The sequence below is a fragment of the Vibrio sp. Vb0667 genome, assembly GCF_033391095.1.
Genome location: NZ_JAWPOL010000008.1, coordinates 69,204 through 88,255, shown reverse-complemented (window position 1 = coordinate 88,255; position 19,052 = coordinate 69,204). Strand labels below are relative to the sequence as shown.

Annotated in this window: 26 protein-coding genes; 18 read left to right on the top strand and 8 right to left on the bottom strand. The window is 46.0% G+C overall.

Going from position 1 to position 19,052, the window contains the following annotated elements; translation table 11 throughout:
* Positions 1 to 96: 96 nt before the first annotated feature.
* The gene (glpX, locus tag R8269_RS10870) at positions 97 to 1,104 is read right to left on the bottom strand and encodes a class II fructose-bisphosphatase (protein WP_005379534.1); all 1,008 of its coding nucleotides are present in this window, start codon (positions 1,102 to 1,104) and stop codon (positions 97 to 99) included.
* Between the two features lie 348 nt (positions 1,105 to 1,452).
* Between glpX and zapB the strand changes: the two genes are divergently transcribed.
* Positions 1,453 to 1,695 carry a cell division protein ZapB gene (gene zapB, locus R8269_RS10865; protein WP_005379536.1) on the top strand — a complete coding sequence of 81 codons (243 nt, stop codon included), beginning with the start codon at positions 1,453 to 1,455 and terminating at the stop codon, positions 1,693 to 1,695.
* 135 nt (positions 1,696 to 1,830) lie between these two features.
* On the opposite strand, the gene rraA is transcribed toward zapB, so the two are convergent.
* The 7 genes from rraA to priA form a co-directional block, all read right to left on the bottom strand.
* The gene (gene rraA, locus R8269_RS10860) at positions 1,831 to 2,337 is read right to left on the bottom strand and encodes a ribonuclease E activity regulator RraA (protein ID WP_005379537.1); all 507 of its coding nucleotides are present in this window, start codon (positions 2,335 to 2,337) and stop codon (positions 1,831 to 1,833) included.
* A gap of 76 nt (positions 2,338 to 2,413) precedes the next feature.
* Positions 2,414 to 3,331, bottom strand: coding sequence for a 1,4-dihydroxy-2-naphthoate polyprenyltransferase (locus R8269_RS10855; protein WP_005379538.1), 918 nt, complete (start codon positions 3,329 to 3,331; stop codon positions 2,414 to 2,416).
* A gap of 1,287 nt (positions 3,332 to 4,618) precedes the next feature.
* Complete coding sequence (hslU, locus tag R8269_RS10850; RefSeq protein ID WP_025768349.1) at positions 4,619 to 5,950, bottom strand: HslU--HslV peptidase ATPase subunit; 1,332 nt, start codon at positions 5,948 to 5,950, stop codon at positions 4,619 to 4,621.
* A gap of 23 nt (positions 5,951 to 5,973) precedes the next feature.
* Positions 5,974 to 6,525, bottom strand: a complete 552-nt coding sequence (gene hslV, locus R8269_RS10845) for an ATP-dependent protease subunit HslV (protein WP_005379541.1) — start codon at positions 6,523 to 6,525, stop codon at positions 5,974 to 5,976.
* 115 nt (positions 6,526 to 6,640) lie between these two features.
* Complete coding sequence (ftsN, locus tag R8269_RS10840; protein WP_017820300.1) at positions 6,641 to 7,189, bottom strand: cell division protein FtsN; 549 nt, start codon at positions 7,187 to 7,189, stop codon at positions 6,641 to 6,643.
* Between the two features lie 225 nt (positions 7,190 to 7,414).
* On the bottom strand, positions 7,415 to 8,443 hold the full coding sequence (gene cytR, locus R8269_RS10835; protein WP_254901949.1) for a DNA-binding transcriptional regulator CytR: 1,029 nt from the start codon (positions 8,441 to 8,443) through the stop codon (positions 7,415 to 7,417).
* A gap of 302 nt (positions 8,444 to 8,745) precedes the next feature.
* Positions 8,746 to 10,950, bottom strand: coding sequence for a primosomal protein N' (gene priA, locus R8269_RS10830; RefSeq protein ID WP_258458310.1), 2,205 nt, complete (start codon positions 10,948 to 10,950; stop codon positions 8,746 to 8,748).
* Positions 10,951 to 11,246: 296 nt separating this feature from the next.
* On the opposite strand from priA, the gene rpmE reads away from it, so the two are divergent.
* The 17 genes from rpmE (at position 11,247) to rpsH (ending at position 19,039) form a co-directional block, all read left to right on the top strand.
* Positions 11,247 to 11,468 (top strand): 50S ribosomal protein L31, encoded by a 222-nt coding sequence (rpmE, locus tag R8269_RS10825; protein WP_005379546.1) that lies wholly within the window; start codon positions 11,247 to 11,249, stop codon positions 11,466 to 11,468.
* Between the two features lie 456 nt (positions 11,469 to 11,924).
* Complete coding sequence (rpsJ, locus tag R8269_RS10820) at positions 11,925 to 12,236, top strand: 30S ribosomal protein S10 (protein ID WP_004410492.1); 312 nt, start codon at positions 11,925 to 11,927, stop codon at positions 12,234 to 12,236.
* 14 nt (positions 12,237 to 12,250) lie between these two features.
* Positions 12,251 to 12,880, top strand: a complete 630-nt coding sequence (gene rplC / locus R8269_RS10815; RefSeq protein WP_005379555.1) for a 50S ribosomal protein L3 — start codon at positions 12,251 to 12,253, stop codon at positions 12,878 to 12,880.
* Between the two features lie 17 nt (positions 12,881 to 12,897).
* Positions 12,898 to 13,500: a 50S ribosomal protein L4 gene (gene rplD, locus R8269_RS10810; RefSeq protein ID WP_005379556.1), complete on the top strand. Its 603-nt coding sequence runs from the start codon at positions 12,898 to 12,900 to the stop codon at positions 13,498 to 13,500.
* Positions 13,497 to 13,799 carry a 50S ribosomal protein L23 gene (rplW, locus tag R8269_RS10805; RefSeq protein WP_004398471.1) on the top strand — a complete coding sequence of 101 codons (303 nt, stop codon included), beginning with the start codon at positions 13,497 to 13,499 and terminating at the stop codon, positions 13,797 to 13,799. Before rplD ends, rplW begins: the two co-directional genes overlap by 4 nt.
* A 15-nt stretch (positions 13,800 to 13,814) precedes the next feature.
* Complete coding sequence (gene rplB / locus R8269_RS10800; protein WP_005383168.1) at positions 13,815 to 14,639, top strand: 50S ribosomal protein L2; 825 nt, start codon at positions 13,815 to 13,817, stop codon at positions 14,637 to 14,639.
* Between the two features lie 21 nt (positions 14,640 to 14,660).
* Positions 14,661 to 14,939, top strand: a complete 279-nt coding sequence (gene rpsS / locus R8269_RS10795) for a 30S ribosomal protein S19 (RefSeq protein ID WP_004394525.1) — start codon at positions 14,661 to 14,663, stop codon at positions 14,937 to 14,939.
* Between the two features lie 10 nt (positions 14,940 to 14,949).
* Positions 14,950 to 15,282 carry a 50S ribosomal protein L22 gene (gene rplV, locus R8269_RS10790; RefSeq protein WP_005383164.1) on the top strand — a complete coding sequence of 111 codons (333 nt, stop codon included), beginning with the start codon at positions 14,950 to 14,952 and terminating at the stop codon, positions 15,280 to 15,282.
* Between the two features lie 18 nt (positions 15,283 to 15,300).
* On the top strand, positions 15,301 to 15,999 hold the full coding sequence (gene rpsC, locus R8269_RS10785) for a 30S ribosomal protein S3 (protein ID WP_005383161.1): 699 nt from the start codon (positions 15,301 to 15,303) through the stop codon (positions 15,997 to 15,999).
* Positions 16,000 to 16,010: 11 nt separating this feature from the next.
* Positions 16,011 to 16,421 carry a 50S ribosomal protein L16 gene (gene rplP / locus R8269_RS10780; protein ID WP_005379577.1) on the top strand — a complete coding sequence of 137 codons (411 nt, stop codon included), beginning with the start codon at positions 16,011 to 16,013 and terminating at the stop codon, positions 16,419 to 16,421.
* Complete coding sequence (gene rpmC, locus R8269_RS10775; protein WP_005379576.1) at positions 16,421 to 16,612, top strand: 50S ribosomal protein L29; 192 nt, start codon at positions 16,421 to 16,423, stop codon at positions 16,610 to 16,612. The genes rplP and rpmC overlap by 1 nt, the downstream gene beginning before the upstream one ends.
* Positions 16,612 to 16,866, top strand: coding sequence for a 30S ribosomal protein S17 (gene rpsQ / locus R8269_RS10770; protein ID WP_005379575.1), 255 nt, complete (start codon positions 16,612 to 16,614; stop codon positions 16,864 to 16,866). The genes rpmC and rpsQ overlap by 1 nt, the downstream gene beginning before the upstream one ends.
* A gap of 162 nt (positions 16,867 to 17,028) precedes the next feature.
* A complete protein-coding gene (rplN, locus tag R8269_RS10765) occupies positions 17,029 to 17,400 on the top strand; it encodes a 50S ribosomal protein L14 (RefSeq protein WP_004410450.1) in 372 nt (123 codons plus the stop codon).
* A 13-nt stretch (positions 17,401 to 17,413) separates the two neighbouring features.
* Positions 17,414 to 17,731, top strand: a complete 318-nt coding sequence (gene rplX, locus R8269_RS10760) for a 50S ribosomal protein L24 (protein WP_005379574.1) — start codon at positions 17,414 to 17,416, stop codon at positions 17,729 to 17,731.
* Between the two features lie 23 nt (positions 17,732 to 17,754).
* Positions 17,755 to 18,294, top strand: coding sequence for a 50S ribosomal protein L5 (gene rplE / locus R8269_RS10755; RefSeq protein WP_005379573.1), 540 nt, complete (start codon positions 17,755 to 17,757; stop codon positions 18,292 to 18,294).
* Positions 18,295 to 18,311: 17 nt separating this feature from the next.
* Positions 18,312 to 18,617, top strand: coding sequence for a 30S ribosomal protein S14 (gene rpsN, locus R8269_RS10750; RefSeq protein WP_004410442.1), 306 nt, complete (start codon positions 18,312 to 18,314; stop codon positions 18,615 to 18,617).
* A 29-nt stretch (positions 18,618 to 18,646) separates the two neighbouring features.
* Complete coding sequence (rpsH, locus tag R8269_RS10745; protein WP_005379572.1) at positions 18,647 to 19,039, top strand: 30S ribosomal protein S8; 393 nt, start codon at positions 18,647 to 18,649, stop codon at positions 19,037 to 19,039.
* The last annotated feature ends 13 nt before the right edge of the window (positions 19,040 to 19,052 follow it).

Genomic DNA, 19,052 nt, shown 5'->3' with positions numbered 1-19,052 from the left:
TCTGAACGGCGAGGGACTAGGTGATTCAGAATCTACTGTCCGGCTGTGCGGAAAGAAAGGCTCAAACTCAGATTGAGCTAGAGCCTCGGGAAATGCTTAAAGAATAATATCGCGTACTTCTGGATCTTTACGATCTAGGTAGTGAGTCGACTTAATGCGACGAATAGTACGGCATCGACCGCGCACGAGCAGCGTTTCTGTGGTCGCTATATTGCCTTGACGAGAGATACCTTCCAGCAAGTCACCTTTAGTGATGCCTGTAGCTGAAAATACCACATTGTCGCTACGAGCCATGTCTTCCATTTTGAGGACAACATTCGCTTTTACGCCCATTTCATCGCAGCGTTTTAGTTCATCTGCGCCGTAAATGCGGTTTTCTTCAGTATCGCCTTTTACTTCGTGACGAGGAAGCAGGCGACCGTGCATATCACCGTCTAGCGCTCGAATTACCGCCGCTGATACTACCCCTTCTGGCGCGCCACCAATACAGTACATCATGTCCACTTCACTGTCTGGCATACAAGTCAGAATAGAGGCAGCCACGTCACCATCAGGCACCGCAAAGACACGCACGCCCATTGCTTGCATTTCTGCAATAACGTTATCGTGGCGAGGTTTCGCAAGGGTAATAACGACTAGGGTATCAAGTGGCTTGTTCAGGGCTTTTGCTACGTTCTCTAGGTTTTCTTTTAACGGCTTTTCTAAGTCAATTACGCCTTTTGCACCAGGGCCAACAACCAGTTTTTCCATGTACATATCTGGCGCTTTAAGAAAGCTGCCTTTCTCACCTGCGGCAAGTACGGCTAGTGCGTTCGATTGTCCCATTGCCGTCATACGCGTTCCTTCAATCGGGTCGACTGCAATATCTACTTCATCACCACCCATACCCACTTGCTCACCAATGTACAGCATTGGCGCATCATCGATTTCACCCTCACCAATGACAATTTCACCACTGATATCTGTTTTGTTCAGTAGCGTGCGCATAACTTCAACAGCTGCGCCATCGGCTGCGTTTTTATCGCCACGGCCAAGCCATTTGTAACCAGCCAGAGCTGCACCTTCAGTCACACGGGAAAATGCCATTGCTAAATCGCGTTTCATGATGTCTCCAAGTAAGCAAGAGGGAAGAAGAATTTGCGCGGCGATTCTATCACAAGGTCGAGTAAACGTTTGCCTTTTTGCGAGGCTTTTACTTTATCTAACTTGAATTTGATCAATACTTAGGGCGATTTTCAGCGTAGCGAGACGCAAAATCCTTGCTCAAAAATGCTTCGGCGACAAGAAAAGTCAGCGTTTAGTGAGATTGCGCTGATTTTTTGACCGAATGATGCAAAATATCGAATATAGTGAGTGTTTCTCATCGCGACGCTGAGTAGAATGAACCTTATATAGGTTAGGTGTGCATCAATCTCGCACATCGTCCCAACGGAATAACATAGGTAGGCCAAGATGTCTTTTGAAGTACTAGAACAACTAGAATCTAAAATTCAAACTGCAGTTGACACAATCACTCTTCTTCAGATGGAAGTCGAAGAGCTGAAAGAAGATAAAGCTAAACTTGCGGAAGAAGCGAACGAGCTTCGCTCTCAACGTGAAGAGCTAGAGCAAAAAGCACAACAAGCACAGCAAGAGCACGCACAATGGCAAGAGCGCATTCGTGCACTACTTGGCAAAATGGACGAAGTGGAATAATTCGGCTTCTTCATTCCAAATTAAAAACACCCGCGTTAAGCGGGTGTTTGTGTTTTAGGGAAGTAGAAAATGTTAAGACAAGGCTAGGCGCTAAGAGCCAAGAGAAGACCCTATAACTTAGACACCTAAGACTCGCTATGCTTCTTCATCCAACTCTAAATCAATATTCAATGGTTCAGGCGACAGGATAATTCCGGTGCTATCAGCATAAATATAATCTTCAGGTAAGAAGCTGACGCCGCCAAAGTTGACTGGTACATCCAATTCGCCAATCCCCTGACTGGTCGCTCCAACAGGAATAGAAGCGAGGGCTTGAATGCCTAAGTTCATATCTTCAAGTTCATCTACTTCACGAACACAGCCGTAAACGACAATGCCTTCCCACTCGTTTTCTTCCGCAATGGTTGCGATTTCTGCATCGATAAGGGCTTTACGTAGGGAACCGCCACCGTCAATTAACAAAACGCGACCAAGTCCATCTTGCTCTAATGTCTCGCGGATCAACGAATTATCTTCAAAACACTTGATGGTGGTGATTTGCCCGGCAAATGAAGCGCGACCGCCAAAGTTACTGAACATTGGTTCAACCACATCTACCTGATCGAGGTAGATATCACAGAGTGCTGAGGTATTGTATTCCATAGCGTACCTTTCTAAACAGAAATTGGTTGTCTTTGAGTATATCTAGGCATTAAGTCAATGCAATGACAATCCTTTTTTAACTTACTAGAGTTTGAGCTACCACAATTGTTGCAAACAAAACGTTGGTGACTAAAGAGCATTTCACGATGACTGGCATCATTGGTGCTATCTGAGCGGGCTTTTGTGTATGCCAAACCGCTTTACCATGATCGGCCACGAAATAAATACTAAGTAAAAATGGCAAGCTAATCCAAACGGGTTTGTCTTGAATTAACAAGTAAGCCGCAAAGGCAAGAATAGCACCGCCAAGTAAAACAAAGTGGTAATGCTTGGCTTTGCGTTGACCCAATCGCACTGCGACTGTGCGTTTACCACACTCTCGGTCGTTCTCGATATCACGCATATTGTTGATGTTGAGTACTGCAACGGCGAGTAAACCGCAGCCTAGAGCAGGTAAGAATAGCGTGGTATCTACGTGACCAGTATGCAAGAAATAAGTACCGGATACGCCGAGTAAACCAAAAAACAAGAAAACTGAAATATCGCCAAGCCCCACGTAACCGTATGGTTTGCTACCCATGGTATAAGCAATGGCTGCGAGAATGGCCAGAATTCCCAGCCCGATAAAAGTGACAATGCTTTCCAGTGAACTTAGTGAATAGAAAACCAACACCAAGCCTGAAATGGCGGTCAGAGCGATGTTAAAGATAATCGCCTGTTTCATCTGTTTCGCACTTACCGCGCCTGACTGCATCGCTCGTAATGGGCCGAGGCGTTTGTCGTTATCTGTACCTTGAACGGCATCGCCATAGTCGTTTGCCAGGTTGGACAGAATTTGCAGCAATGTCGCGGTTACGAAAGCCATGATGGCAATCGTCAGTGAGAAATGACCCGCCGAGTACGCGAGCACGCTACCTGTTAAGATAGAGACCAATGCCAGAGGTAATGTTTTTGGACGAGCGGCTTCAAGCCAGATCTGTAGAGATTGTTTCATGGAAATTTCGTGCTAGTAACCAATGTGCCCAGTATAAGCACAAAGAGGCAGATACGCTATTGACCTAAAACAACTCAACTAGAAGTCAAAGGGTTATTCAGAATCTATCATCCGGTTGTGCTGTGGTGAAGGTGAGTGGGAAAGAATAGGAGCTTGCTGTTAGCTGAGTCTTAGTCTCGCTTGAGCTCGCTAAAATGACGAGGTCTTTTGATTTAGATGTTGTCAAAGTCACCGTCATTCTGAACAACGAGGAACGAGTGTGATTCAGAATCTATCGTCCGGTTGTGCAGTGGTGAAGGTGAGTGGGAAAGAATAGGCGTCTGCTGTTAGCAGATTCTTAGTCTCGCTGGATCTCGCTAGAATGACGAGAGCTTTTGATTTAGATGTTGTCTAAGTCACCGTCATTCTGAACGGCGAGGAACGAGTGTGATTCAGAATCTATCATCCGATTGTGAAGTGTTACGGTGAGAGAGAAAGAATAGGCGTCTGCTGTTACTAGATTCTTAGTCTCGCTTGAGCTCGCTAGAATGACGAGATCTTTTTGATTTAGGTGTTGTCACAGTAACCGTCATTCTGAACAGCGAGGAACGAGGTGATTCAGAATCGATCATCCGATTGTGCGGTGGTTAAGGTGAGTGGGAAAGAATAGGCGTCTGCTGTTACCAGATTCTTAGTCTCGCTTGAGCTCGCTAGAATGACGAGATCTTTTTTGATTTAGGTATTGTCAAAGTCACCGTCATTCTGAACAACGAGTGTGATTCAGAATCGATCATCCGATTGTGCGGTGGTTAAGGTGAGTGGGGAAGAATAGGCGTTTGCTGTTAGCAGATTCTTAGTCTCGCTTAAGCTCGCTAGAATGACGAGGTCTTTTGATTTAGATGTTTTCAAAGTCACCGTCATTCTGAACAGCGAGGAACGAGGTGATTCAGAATCTATCGTCCCAATAGTGCGGTGGTGAAGGGGAGTGGGAAAGAATAGGCGTCCGCTGTTACCAGATTCTTAGTCTCGCTTGAGCTCGCTAGAATGACGAGCTCTTTTGATTTAGATTTTGTCTAAGTCACCGTCATTCTGAACAGCGAGGAACGAGTGTGATTCAGAATCTATCGTCCGATTGTGCGGTGGTGAAGGCGAGTGGGAAAGAAAGGCGTTTGCTGTTAGCAGATTCTTAGTCTCGCTTAAGCTCGCTAGAATGACGAGAGCTTTTGATTTAGATGTTGTCAAAGTCACCGCCATTCTAAACAAAAAGCCCAGAAACAAGGTTCTGGGCTTTGGTGGGATAGATTGCGGTTAAAGAATAAAGCGGCTTAGATCTTCATCTTCAATCGTGTCGCCTAGGCGCGCTTTCACATAAGCGGAATCAATAACGAATTTAGCGCCAGATTGCTCCGCTGCGTCGTAAGAGATTTCATCCATCAAGCGTTCCATTACGGTGTGTAAGCGACGAGCACCGATGTTTTCTGTGCTTTCGTTGACCGTCCATGCCGCTTCCGCGATTTGCGTGATGCCGTCTTCTGTGAATTCGATGTCCACATCTTCCGTTTTCATCAACGCAACGTACTGCTCTGTTAGAGAGGCTTTTGGTTCTGTCAGAATGCGTTTGAAGTCGTTGCTGCTTAGTGCTTCTAGCTCAACACGAATTGGTAGACGACCTTGCAATTCTGGGATCAAGTCAGATGGTTTTGCCACTTGGAATGCACCAGATGCAACAAACAGAATGTGGTCTGTTTTTACCATGCCGTGCTTGGTTGATACCGTGCTGCCTTCAATCAATGGAAGTAGGTCGCGCTGAACACCTTCGCGTGAAACGTCTGGGCCTGAGCTCTCGCCACGTTTACAGATCTTGTCGATCTCATCGATAAATACGATGCCGTTGTTTTCAACGTTGAAAATCGCTGCTTCTTTCAGCTCTTCTTGGTTAACCAGTTTCGCCGCTTCTTCTTCCGCTAACGCTTTCATTGCGTCTTTGATTTTCAGCTTACGTTTTTTCTTGGTGTCGCCAGCTAGGTTTTGGAACATGCCTTGCAGCTGGTTAGTCATCTCTTCCATACCAGGAGGCGCCATGATCTCTACGCCCATTTGTGGTGCGGCTACGTCGATTTCAATTTCTTTATCGTCTAGTTGGCCTTCACGCAGTTTCTTACGGAAGATCTGGCGAGTGTGAGAAGACTCTTCTGTTTGCTCTGCTTGACCCCAGCTATCACGTGCTGGTGGCAGTAGCGCATCAAGAATGCGTTCTTCCGCTTGTTCTTCTGCGCGGAATTTCACTTTTTCCATCGCTTGTTGATGCGTCATTTTCACAGCGACATCTGTTAGGTCACGGATGATGGTTTCAACTTCTTTACCAACGTAACCCACTTCGGTGAATTTTGTCGCTTCAACTTTGATGAAAGGGGCATTTGCCAGTTTTGCGAGGCGTCGTGCGATTTCAGTCTTACCAACACCAGTAGGACCAATCATCAAGATGTTTTTTGGCGTCACTTCGGCACGCAAGCTTTCTTCAAGCTGCATGCGGCGCCAGCGGTTACGAAGTGCAATCGCAACCGAACGCTTGGCTTTTTCTTGACCGATAATGTGGCGGTTCAATTCATGAACGATTTCGCGAGGCGTCATTTCAGACATATTCTTTCCTTACTTCGTTACGATTACGCGGTTGGTTTTTCAGGCTCTGCTGTTGAGTCTAGCTCTTCTACCGTGTGGTGATGGTTAGTGAAGACACAAATATCACCCGCGATATTGAGAGCTTTTTCCGCGATCTCACGGGCATCTAGATCTGTGTTTTCTAGTAGGGCGGTTGCGGCAGCTTGTGCGTAAGCACCACCAGAGCCAATCGCAATCAGGTCGTGTTCTGGCTGTACGACATCACCATTACCGGTAATGATTAACGATGCGGTTTCGTCGGCAACGGCAAGTAAGGCTTCGAGCTTGCGCAAAGCACGATCGCTACGCCAGTCTTTGGCTAGCTCAACTGCCGCTTTGGTTAGGTGACCTTGGTGCATTTGCAGTTTGCTTTCGAAGCGCTCAAAAAGGGTGAAGGCATCCGCAGTACCGCCGGCAAAGCCCGCTAGTACTTGGTTGTTGTATAGGCGGCGAACTTTGCGCGCATTACCTTTCATTACGGTATTGCCTAGAGATACTTGGCCATCACCCGCGATGACGACTTTATTATTTCGACGTACAGATACAATGGTAGTCACAGTCGACCTCTTGATTATTTCTCTTTGGATTTAATTCAGTATATGGGGGAGGAGAAATGGGGATTCAAGGGGGCAAAAAGAAAGGCCCTAGGATCTTAGCTCCTAGGGCCTGAGTTTAAAGATTTTCTTTCCAAATCGCACACGGCTCGATTTTCGCGCGTTGCAGTTTATGACGGTCACGTTCTGCATCACGTTTGAACTTATACGGACCTAGCACCACGCGATACCATGAACTGCCTTCTTTCTTACGAATCTTGCTCGACATCCCTTGGAACGCGATTGCAAGCTTACGCTCTTCGGCTTGTGCCTGGGTTTTGTACGCGCCACACTGCATGATGTAAGGAATTTTAGAAACTTCAATTTCTTTAGCCACAACTTCAACTTCACGTTTCGGTAGTGACTCAACATATTCCCATTTTTCTTCTGGTGGTGGCGGCAAGTCTTTTTTCGGCTTTGGTTTGCTTACAGTGGTTGTTGGCTGCTTCACGACTGGTTGTTTAGGTTCTGGGTCGCTACTCAAAAGGTAAAGACCATAGCCAAAACCGCCCACGAGCAAGATAGCGAGCAGGCCACTGCGCCAAGGTTTTTTTCTTCTCGGCGGCTGTTTTTTTGTCGACTTTTTTGGGGCGCCTCGCCCCCGTCTTACATAATCTCTATTTGCCACGGTTATTTCTGGTCATCAAGGATTCTTGCAAATATGTTAATCCAGAACGAGTTGAGAAAACACCCTATTGATAGAATCTTGATAGCTAAAGCGCGACAACGCCCGAGTGTAGGAGTGTGTTTCTGTTCTCGCTTATATTTATTCGGGGATATACAAAAAGCAGGAGGGGTAAATAAAAAAGCGGCGCCTTAGCACCGCTTTGGGGATGAATACCTAATCTTTAGGTTAAGGGCGCTGTGGTGGCGCTGCACTTCCACGAATGACGAGATTAGTTTCAAGCAGACGCGAGCCTGAATGCACGTCGTGGCCTTTTAACATCTCGAGCATCATTAGCATCGCTTGTCGACCAATCTCATAGCGAGGTTGAGAGATGGTGGTCAACGGTGGATCGCAGTACTGAGCGAAGTTAATGTCATCAAAGCCCACAACAGAGAGATCTTGCGGTACTCGTAAGCCAAGCTTTTTCGCTTCTTGAATTGCGCCGATGGCCATTGTGTCACAGTGACAGAAAATAGCCGTTGGTGGTTCTGGCAATTCGAGCAGTTTACGAACGGCTTTTGCTCCGCCATCAAAAGAGAACTCAGTAATGACACTATATTGTGGATCTTTATTGATGCCGGCACGGCGCAGGGCTTGTTGGTAGCCTTGCTGGCGGAACTGACACAATATTGCTGTATCTGGTCCAGAGATTTGAGCAATGCGTTTATGACCTAATTGGGTCAGGTAATTCACCGCTTCAAATGCTGAGGTCAGGTTATCAATATGTACTGTCGGAAGCTCGAGCTCTGGCGCAAATTCACACGCCATTACCATCGGAGGTAAGTTCTTTTGCTCTGGCTTACTGACATCGAATGGTAGATCTGTACCAAGCAGTAGCATTCCATCTGCCTGCTTAGTAAATACGAGGTTAACGAAAGAGCTTTCGCGTTTCTTCTGTTGTCCGCTATCGCCCAGCAGGACTAGATAGCCATGTTCCATGGCTGCATCTTCAATACCGCGAATAATTTCAGAAAAATAAGGATCACAGATGTCGGGAACGATAGTAACAATGGTTTTTGATTCGTTTCTACGTAAGTTACGCGCCAATGAGTTTGGAGAATAACCCGCTTCAAGTACGGCATCTTCTACTCTCTTTCTTGTAGAAGAAGAGACCTTCTCTGGATTCATTAAGGCTCGAGATACCGTAGCCGTAGACACTCCCGCAAGCTGGGCAACATCCTTCATTGTCGCCATAGTTTTTAACCTCTCATTTATTTTTTGCCAAGATGACGTTATTCCGGTTTGAAATCAGAGTAATCAAACCGAGTTAGAGCTGTATTTGCTCTTCGCTCAGTTCGTGTTAACGAGTGGGAAAATGGATTCTTCACCGCGATATCAATTTGTGGGAATAGTCATTGTTTAATCTAAGCCTGTGCAAACAAGTCACTTTAGACTTTTCTAATTTGGATAGTCTATTCATTTCTAAAGTGAAAGTTACGGTCTGTTTAACAAAAATTGTAATCTTGGTGTGATTCTAGTCACATTAAATGGTAATTCATTACATAGTTAAACGTTTGCTAGCTGAGATCTTGTGGTTCTATGTCTAAATTCCAGCGTACTTTCTTAGCATTTGGCAACAACTCAATAGCAGGTTTGGCACTGGTTAATAACTTTTGCATCAATGAACGATGCTGAGTTTGCAGTAATAGTTGCCAACGGTATTTACCAGCCCGCTTGGCCAAAGGTGAAGGAGTAGGGCCTAACACCATGCAGGAATCATCGAACAGAGGGTGTGACTCTAACGTAAAGCGAACCTGACGCAGGAAGTCTTCAACTACCTCACTTTGGTTCGCCTCTGCTTTAAACAGAGTCAAGAAACTATAAGGCGGAAGCTGAGCCAATTTGCGTTCTTCCAGAGCAGTCATAGCAAAGTGGCGATAGTCTTTTTGAAGCAGGGCCTGCAGCAAGCTGTGCTCAGGATGGTGGGTTTGTAGGATAACCTCGCCAGGTTTACTTGCGCGGCCGGCACGACCTGCGACTTGAATAAACAACTGCGCTAGTCGCTCGGAAGCGCGGAAGTCACTACTATAGAGAGAGCCATCAACATCCAAAAGAGCAACGAGCGTTACATTTGGAAAATGGTGCCCCTTAGCTAGCATTTGGGTGCCAATCAGAATTTGATGTTCACCTTTACGAATCGATTCAAGGGCGTCTTCCAAACTACCTTTGCGACGTGTGCTGTCTCTGTCGATGCGAATGGCGTTGTATTCTGGAAATAACTGAGCCAATTGTTGTTCGAGTTGTTCCGTTCCTACGCCGACGGTAACCAATTGGGTTGAACCACACCCCTGACATTGATGAATCACCGGTTGTTGTGAGCCGCAGTGATGGCAGCGTATTTCGTTGCTGTAATGGTGGAACGTATAGTACGCATCACAGCGTTTACATTCTGCAATCCAACCGCATTCATGGCACATCAAAGCGGGCGAAAAGCCTCGACGGTTAAGAAACAACATTACTTGATTGCCCGCTTTTAAATGCTTGCGCATCTCGGCAATCAGTTGGGCAGATAAGCCACTTTCTAAATACTGACCTTTTACATCTAACACTTTATTAGTGGTTGGCACGGCAGAGCCAGCTCGTTGGGTTAGTGTTAAATGGTGATATTTGCCTGACAAGGCATTGTGCAATGTCTCCAGTGCAGGTGTGGCTGAGCCCAGAACAATCGGAACTTGTTCTTTATGAGCGCGCATTACAGCAACATCGCGTGCATGATAACGCAAGCTATCTTGCTGTTTGTAAGAGGTGTCATGTTCCTCGTCCACAATGATAATCCCGAGATCAGCAAAAGGCGCGAGTAGGGCAGAGCGTGTGCCGATAATGATTCCGGCCGCTTTGTCGCGTGCAGAAAGCCACGCATTCAGACGCTCCGTCTCGTTTAACCCGGAGTGGATGACGTCAACTGGCACATTAAAACGGCGTTTAAAGCGGTTGATGGTTTGGGGCGTTAAGCCAATCTCTGGTATTAAAACCAAGGCTTGTTTCCCTTGCTCTAAAACTGGCTTGATAAGGTTGAGGTACACTTCTGTCTTACCTGAGCCCGTGACGCCTTCTAATAAATAGGAGGCAAAACCTGTTTGGCTATTTACACTCGCAATAGCCAGCGCTTGTTCGTGGTTGAGCTTTGGCTTTTCGACGTCGCATTCAACGTGCTGTCCCCACTGGGTGATTACAGGCTTCTTCTCGATACGTTCAATCCAGCCTTTCTCTTCTAAAGACTTTAGTACTGTTGAGGCTATCTCTTGGTCGACAAATTCCTGGTGAGGCAAAGCGCCGTTAACCAACATTTGCAAGACCTTCTGTTGTTTGACCGCTCGACGATCAAGCCCTTGCATCAGCTTGTCTTTACCGGATTCGGTAATTTGCCACTCTTGTAGCGTCGCAAAATCTGCAGGCTTTCCTTTACGTAGAGCTGCTGGCATCGCATTGTGTAGCGTATCTCCAAGTGGGTATTGGTAGAACTGGCTGCACCAAGTCAGCAACGAATAAAGCTTTTCAGACCATATCGGCTGAGAATCAAGAACTGCTTTGATTGGCTTGAGTTGATCTTTGGGAAAGTCCGAGTGATTAACCATTGCGGTGACGATGCCGACTAAGGTTTGGCGTCCAAAAGGCACGGAAACGCGTCCACCAATGATCGGAAACAGATGCCCCGGAATGGCGTAATCAAATTGTTTGTCGAGCGGAACGGGTAATGCCACTCTAGCAATGGTTGGACGCATAAATTCTTAGCTATTAAAAAAGAGGGAAAGGAAATGAGAGTCTATTAAAATCGGTATGGAAATTCGAGTAAAGCAATGCGATTCAGCGTGAATCGTGCCTCTATGATTAGTCTGGCTAAAAAAGTGGCGAAAAAGTTGCCAAATGTGTTGATCCGAGCAATGTGATTCTTTACTATATCGCGCCTTGAGATATGGCTTCGGCAATTAGTTGATGCGGTATCCCATTTTATTATTAATTGCGTGTGGTGTGCGGCTTAGATTCGTATAGCGACACGGCCTACTATTGAGGTTATCCCATGAAAGCTGGTATCCACCCAGAATACAAAGCAGTAAAAGCGACTTGTTCTTGCGGCAACTCTTTTGAGTTCAACTCTACTCTAGGTAAAGAGTCTATCCACCTAGACGTATGTGACAAGTGTCACCCATTCTACACTGGTAAGCAACGTATCGTTGATACAGGCGGCCGTGTTGATCGCTTCAACAAGCGTTTCGGTGCACTATCAAGCGGTAAGAAATAATAGCAGCCGCTATTACGATTACAGTTTAGAAAAGGACGCTTCGGCGTCCTTTTTGTTTTAATGGCTACCAAGCGAAGAGGAATGTATGGGGTTTGGAATATTCCCGATTATTTTTCACTCAGCGCTTGCAACCTAAAGTGTGATCTGTATAATGCAGCGCACTGGTTAAGCCAGTTGTGAACCAATGAGCAGTGAGGAGCGAGCAAATCTAAGGATTTGTGAGGTAATGTATACTCAGCTTATGTTCGCGGTTAATACAATTAGCTATCTTTTCTTCGGAAAAACTATCCTCAAAGGTGACTTTGGTATATAGGGATAGTTAATCGAAAATTAACTGACAATGCGTCCTAATCTTGGATGCTACGGTTTCACATAAATCAATCGGCATTCTCTCGTCTCGACGAGTTTGAGTGGCGATATTGTTTGTGTAATTTATTAAATTTGGAGCTCTGTCTCATGCAGAACCAACGTATCCGTATCCGCCTAAAAGCTTTCGATTACAAACTAATCGATGCTTCTACAGCGGAAATCGTTGAAACAGCTAAGCGCACTGGCGCACAGGTTCGTGGTCCAATCCCACTGCCAACTCGTAAAGAGCGTTTCACAGTTCTTATCTCTCCACACGTTAACAAGAAAGCACGTGACCAGTACGAAATCCGTACTCACAAGCGTCTAATCGACATCGTTGAGCCAACAGACAAGACTGTTGATGCTCTAATGCGTCTAGACCTTGCTGCGGGCGTTGACGTTCAAATTAGCCTAGGTTAAGGGAGATTAGAAGTATGATTGGTCTAATCGGTCGTAAAGTGGGCATGACCCGCGTATTTACTGAAGAAGGCGTTTCTATCCCAGTAACAGTTGTTGAGGTTGAAGCTAACCGTGTTTCTCAAGTGAAAACTCTTGAAACTGACGGCTACGCAGCAATCCAGGTTACAGCTGGTTCTAAGAAAGCTAACCGTGTAAACAAAGCTGAAGCAGGTCACTTTGCTAAAGCTGGCGTTGAAGCTGGTCGCGGTCTTTGGGAATTCCGTTTAGAAAACGGCGAAGAGTTCGAAGTTGGTTCAGAACTAACTGTTGAACTATTCAACGAAACTAAGAAAGTAGACGTTACTGGTACATCTAAGGGTAAAGGTTTCCAAGGCGCTGTTAAGCGTTGGAACTTCCGTACTCAAGATATGACTCACGGTAACTCATTGTCTCACCGTGCTCCTGGTTCTATCGGTCAATGTCAGACTCCAGGTCGCGTATTTAAAGGCAAGAAAATGGCAGGTCACATGGGTGCTGAGCGTGTAACGACTCAAAACCTAGAGATCGTACGTGTTGACGCTGAGCGCAACCTGCTTCTTATTAAAGGTGCAGTCCCAGGCGCAACTGGCGGCAACGTGATCGTTAAACCAGCTGTTAAAGCATAACGTCTCAGGAGTAAGTAATGGAACTAATGGTTAAAGGTGCCGATGCACTAACTGTTTCCGAAACTACTTTCGGACGTGAGTTTAACGAAGCTCTTGTACACCAAGTAGTTGTTGCGTACGCAGCAGGTGCTCGTCAAGGTACTCGTGCTCAAAAAACACGTTCAGAAGTTTCTGGCGGTGGCGCTAAGCCATGGCGTCAAAAAGGTACTGGCCGTGCGCGTGCTGGTACAATCCGTAGCCCAATCTGGCGTACAGGTGGTGTTACTTTTGCTGCGAAACCACAAGATCACAGCCAAAAAGTAAACAAAAAAATGTACCGTGGTGCTATGAAGAGCATTCTTTCTGAGCTTGTTCGTCAAGAGCGTCTAATCGTTGTTGATAACTTCTCAGTTGAAGCACCAAAGACTAAAGAGCTAGTTGCTAAGCTTAAAGAGCTTGAGCTAACTGACGCTCTAATCGTGACTAGCGAAGTAGATGAGAATCTATTCCTAGCTGCTCGTAACCTATACAAAGTTGACGCACGTGATGTTGCTGGTATCGATCCAGTATCTCTAATCGCGTTTGACAAAGTTGTAATGACTGCAGAAGCAGTTAAGCAAGTAGAGGAAATGCTAGCATGATCACTGAAGAGCGTATCCTAAAAGTTCTACGTGCACCGCACATCTCTGAAAAAGCAACTATGGCAGCTGAGAAAGCGAACACTATCGTTTTCAAAGTAGCTAAAGATGCGACTAAAAAAGAGATCAAAGCAGCTGTAGAAAAGCTATTTGAAGTTGAAGTTAAGTCTGTAAATACTCTTATCACTAAGGGTAAGACCAAACGTCAAGGTCTACGCCAAGGTCGCCGCAGCGACGTTAAGAAAGCGTACGTTACTTTGAAAGAAGGTCAAGATCTTGACTTCGTTGGCGGCGCGGAATAACAGGAGTAGTTAAAAATGGCTATTGTTAAATGTAAGCCGACTTCCCCTGGTCGTCGTCACGTTGTTAAAGTTGTTAACGCTGACCTACACAAGGGCAAGCCATACGCACCTCTTCTAGAGAAAAACTCTAAGAACGGTGGTCGTAACAACAAGGGTCGTATCACAGTACGTCACATCGGCGGTGGTCACAAGCACCACTACCGTGTAGTTGACTTCAAACGTACTAAAGATGGTATTCCAGCGACAGTTGAGCGTCTTGAATACGATCCAAACCGTAGCGCAAACATTGCTCTAGTTCTTTACAAAGACGGTGAGCGTCGCTACATCCTAGCACCTAAAGGTGTTGTAGCTGGTGATGTTATTCAGTCTGGTGTTGATGCACCAATCAAAGCTGGTAACACTCTACCAATGCGTAATATCCCAGTAGGTTCAACAGTACATAACGTTGAACTTAAGCCTGGTAAAGGTGGTCAGCTAGCTCGTTCGGCTGGTGCTTACGCTCAAATCGTTGCTCGCGACGGTGCGTACGTAACTATCCGTCTACGTTCTGGCGAGATGCGCAAAGTTCTTTCTGAAGGCCGTGCAACAATCGGTGAAGTTGGTAACTCTGAGCACATGCTACGTGAACTTGGTAAAGCAGGTGCATCACGTCATCGCGGTATCCGTCCAACGGTTCGTGGTGTTGTAATGAACCCGATTGACCACCCACATGGTGGTGGTGAAGGTCGTACTTCTGGTGGTCGTCACCCAGTATCTCCTTGGGGTATGCCTACTAAAGGCTTCAAGACTCGTAAGAACAAACGCACTGACAAGTACATCGTACGTCGTCGTAACAAGTAATCTATATAAAGAGGAATCGCCATGCCACGTTCTCTCAAGAAAGGTCCTTTTATTGACCTACACTTGCTGAAGAAGGTAGAGAAAGCGGTGGAAAGCGGAGACAAAAAGCCTATTAAGACTTGGTCCCGTCGTTCAATGATCATCCCTACGATGATCGGTTTGACCATCGCTGTCCATAATGGTCGTCAGCACGTACCAGTATTTGTAACTGATGAAATGATCGGTCACAAACTGGGTGAATTCGCACCAACACGTACTTACCGCGGTCACGCTGCGGATAAGAAAGCTAAGAAGCGCTAAGGAGTAGATAATGGAAGCAATTGCTAAACATAACTTTGCTCGCATTTCGCCTCAGAAAGCTCGCTTAGTTGCGGATCTAATCCGTGGTAAATCTGTTGACCAAGCTCTAGAAATCCTAACGTTCAGCAACAAAAAAGCTGCTGCACTAGTTAAGAAAGTTCTAGAGTCTGCTATCGCTAACGCGGAGCACAACGAAGGTGCAGATATTGACGATCTGAATGTCGCAAAAATCTTTGTAGATGAAGGCCCAACCATGAAGCGTATTATGCCTCGTGCTAAAGGTCGTGCGGATCGTATCTTGAAGCGTTCAAGCCACATCACTGTTGTTGTAGCAGATCGCTAGAGACTAGGAGAGTAAGCAATGGGTCAAAAAGTACATCCAAATGGTATTCGTCTAGGCATCGTTAAGCCTTGGAATGCTACATGGTTTGCTAACACCAAAGATTTCGCTGACAACCTAGACGGCGACTTCAAGGTACGTCAGTTCCTTACAAGTGAACTGAAAAAAGCGTCTCTATCACGTATCGTTATCGAGCGTCCTGCTAAGAGCATCCGTGTGACTATTCACACTGCTCGTCCAGGCGTTGTTATCGGTAAGAAAGGTGAAGACGTTGAGAAGCTACGCGCAGCTGTAGCTAAAATTGCAGGTGTACCAGCGCAAATTAACATCGCTGAAGTACGTAAGCCTGAACTAGATGCGCAACTTGTTGGTGACAGCATCGCGTCTCAGCTAGAGCGTCGTGTTATGTTCCGTCGTGCTATGAAGCGCGCAGTACAAAACGCTATGCGCCTAGGCGCTAAAGGTATCAAAGTGGAAGTAAGCGGTCGTCTAGGCGGCGCTGAAATCGCACGTTCAGAGTGGTACCGTGAAGGCCGTGTGCCTCTACACACTCTACGTGCTGACATTGATTACGCAACTTCTTCGGCTCACACTCAATACGGTGTGATCGGCATTAAAACTTGGATCTTCAAAGGTGAAATCCTAGGTGGTATGCCAGCAGCTAACGCTGTAGAGCCTAAAGGCGACAAGCCTAAGAAGCAGCGTAAAGGCCGTAAGTAAGGAGTCGACAGATGCTACAACCTAAACGTACTAAGTTCCGTAAGGTTCAGACTGGTCGTAACCGTGGTCTAGCTAAAGGTACTGATGTAAGCTTCGGCGAATTCGGTCTTAAAGCTGTTGGCCGTGGTCGTCTAACTGCTCGTCAAATCGAAGCGGCACGTCGTGCAATGACACGTCACGTTAAGCGTCAAGGTAAAATCTGGATCCGTGTGTTCCCAGACAAACCAATCACAGAAAAACCACTTGAAGTTCGTCAAGGTAAGGGTAAAGGTAACGTTGAGTACTGGGTAGCCCAAATCCAACCTGGTAAGGTTATGTACGAAATGGGTGGTGTACCTGAAGAATTGGCACGTGAAGCGTTCCGTCTTGCGGCACGTAAACTGCCTTTCAAAACTACATTTGTAACTAAGCAGGTGATGTGATGAAAGCACAAGATCTACGCGAGAAAAGCGTTGAAGAGCTTAACGCTGAGCTAATGAATTTGCTACGCGAACAGTTCAACTTGCGCATGCAAGCTGCGACTGGTCAACTACAGCAAACTCATACTCTGAAAGCTGTACGCCGTGATATCGCACGTGTGAAAACTGTTTTGACTGAGAAGGCAGGCGCATAATGAGCGAAGTAAAACGTACTCAACAAGGTCGTGTTGTTAGCGACAAGATGGACAAGTCTATCACTGTTGCTATCGAACGTTTCGTAAAACACCCAATCTACGGTAAATACGTAAAACGTACGACTAAAGTACACGCACATGACGAGAACAACGAGTGTGGCCTAGGCGACACAGTTGAAATCGCAGAGTGTCGTCCACTGTCTAAGACTAAGTCTTGGACTTTGGTAAAAGTTCTAGAAAAGGCGAAGATTTAATCTCGTTAATTCTATGAAACTAAAGCGGCTCCAAAATATTTTTGGAGCCGTTTATTTTTTGACTACCCAATCACAAAAAAGGGTGGTACAATTCGCGTCCCTTTTAAAGAGGCAGCCCGACCCGTGATGGGTCTAGTTATTAATATTTAGCGGAGCACTAACATGATCCAAATGCAAAGTATGCTGGACGCAGCTGATAACTCAGGCGCACGCAGCGTAATGTGTATTAAGGTTCTGGGTGGCTCTCACCGCCGTTATGCACATATCGGTGACGTCATCAAAGTTACTGTGAAGGAAGCAATCCCTCGCGGTAAAGTTAAAAAAGGTGATGTTCTGAAGGCGGTGGTAGTGCGCACCCGTAAAGGCGTACGTCGTCCTGACGGTTCTGTCATTCGCTTCGACCGAAATGCTTGCGTATTGCTAAACGACAATACTGAGCAACCAATCGGTACACGTATCTTTGGTCCTGTGACACGCGAACTTCGTGGCGATAAGTTCATGAAGATCGTTTCACTGGCTCCAGAAGTTCTGTAAGGAGCACGTAGAAATGGCAGCTAAAATCCGTCGTAATGACGAAGTAATCGTTCTTGCTGGTAAAGACAAAGGCAAGAAAGGTAAAGTAACTAAGGTTCTAGCAACTGGTAAAGTTATCGTTGAAGGTATCAACCTAGTTAAGAAACATCAGAAACCTGTTCCAGCTATGGGTATCCAAGGCGGTATCGTAGAGCAAGAAGCAGCTATCGACGTTTCTAACGTGGCTATCTTTAACGCAGCTACTGGTAAAGCTGACCGTATCGGTTTCCGTTTTGAAGACGGCAAAAAAGTTCGTTTCTTCAAGTCTAACGGCGAAACCGTTTCTAACTAATAGAAGTAATTTGGAGTTCTACTATGGCGAAACTGCATGATTACTACAAGTCGTCTGTAGTCGCTGAACTGACCAAACAGTTCGGTTACACAAGCGTCATGCAAGTCCCTAGAATCGAGAAAATCACCCTAAACATGGGTGTTGGTGAAGCAATCAACGATAAGAAACTGCTAGAAAATGCAGCGTCTGATATGGCAACGATCTCTGGTCAAAAGCCACTTATCACAAAAGCGCGCAAATCTGTTGCAGGTTTCAAAATCCGTGAAGGCTACCCTATCGGTTGTAAAGTAACCTTGCGTGGCGAACGTATGTGGGATTTTCTTGAGCGTTTAATTAACATCGCTCTTCCACGTGTACGTGACTTCCGTGGTGTTAGCGCTAAGTCTTTTGACGGTCGCGGTAACTACAGCATGGGCGTTCGCGAGCAAATCATCTTCCCGGAAATCGACTTTGATAAAGTTGATCGAGTACGCGGTCTAGACATCACTATTACGACGTCTGCTGGTACTGATGAGGAAGGCCGTGCTCTGCTGGCTGCCTTTAACTTCCCATTCCGTAAGTAAGGTGAAGGGTTACTGTTATGGCTAAAAATTCAATGAAAGCACGTGAAGCAAAACGTGCGAAGCTAGTAGCTAAGTTCGCTGAAAAGCGTGCAGCGCTAAAAGCTATCATCAGCGATGTAAACGCATCTGAAGAAGATCGTTGGAACGCGGTTCTTACACTGCAATCTCTTCCACGTGATTCAAGTGCATCACGTCAGCGCAACCGTTGCAACCAAACTGGTCGTCCACACGGTTACCTACGTAAGTTCGGTCTAAGCCGTATTAAGGTTCGTGAAGCTTGCATGAAAGGCGAGATTCCGGGTCTTCGTAAGGCTAGCTGGTAATTGCCACTTAATCATTTGGAGTAAATCATATGAGCATGCAAGATCCGATTTCGGATATGCTGACCCGCGTTCGTAACGGTCAGGCAGCAAACAAAGTTGCTGTAAAAATGCCTTCTTCAAAGCTTAAAGTTGCAATTGCTGCACTACTAAAAGCTGAAGGTTACATCGTTGACTTCGCTGTTGAAGGCGAAGCAAAACCTGAGCTAGAAGTTACACTTAAGTACTTCCAAGCTAAACCAGTAATCGAGCAACTTAAACGTGTTTCTCGTCCAGGTCTACGTGTTTACAAGAAGAAAGATGAACTTCCTTCTGTAATGGGTGGTCTTGGTATTGCTATCGTTTCTACTTCCAAGGGTCTTATGTCAGACCGCGCTGCACGTAAAGCAGGTCTTGGTGGTGAAATCATCGCTTACGTAGCTTAATAAGGAGTAGACT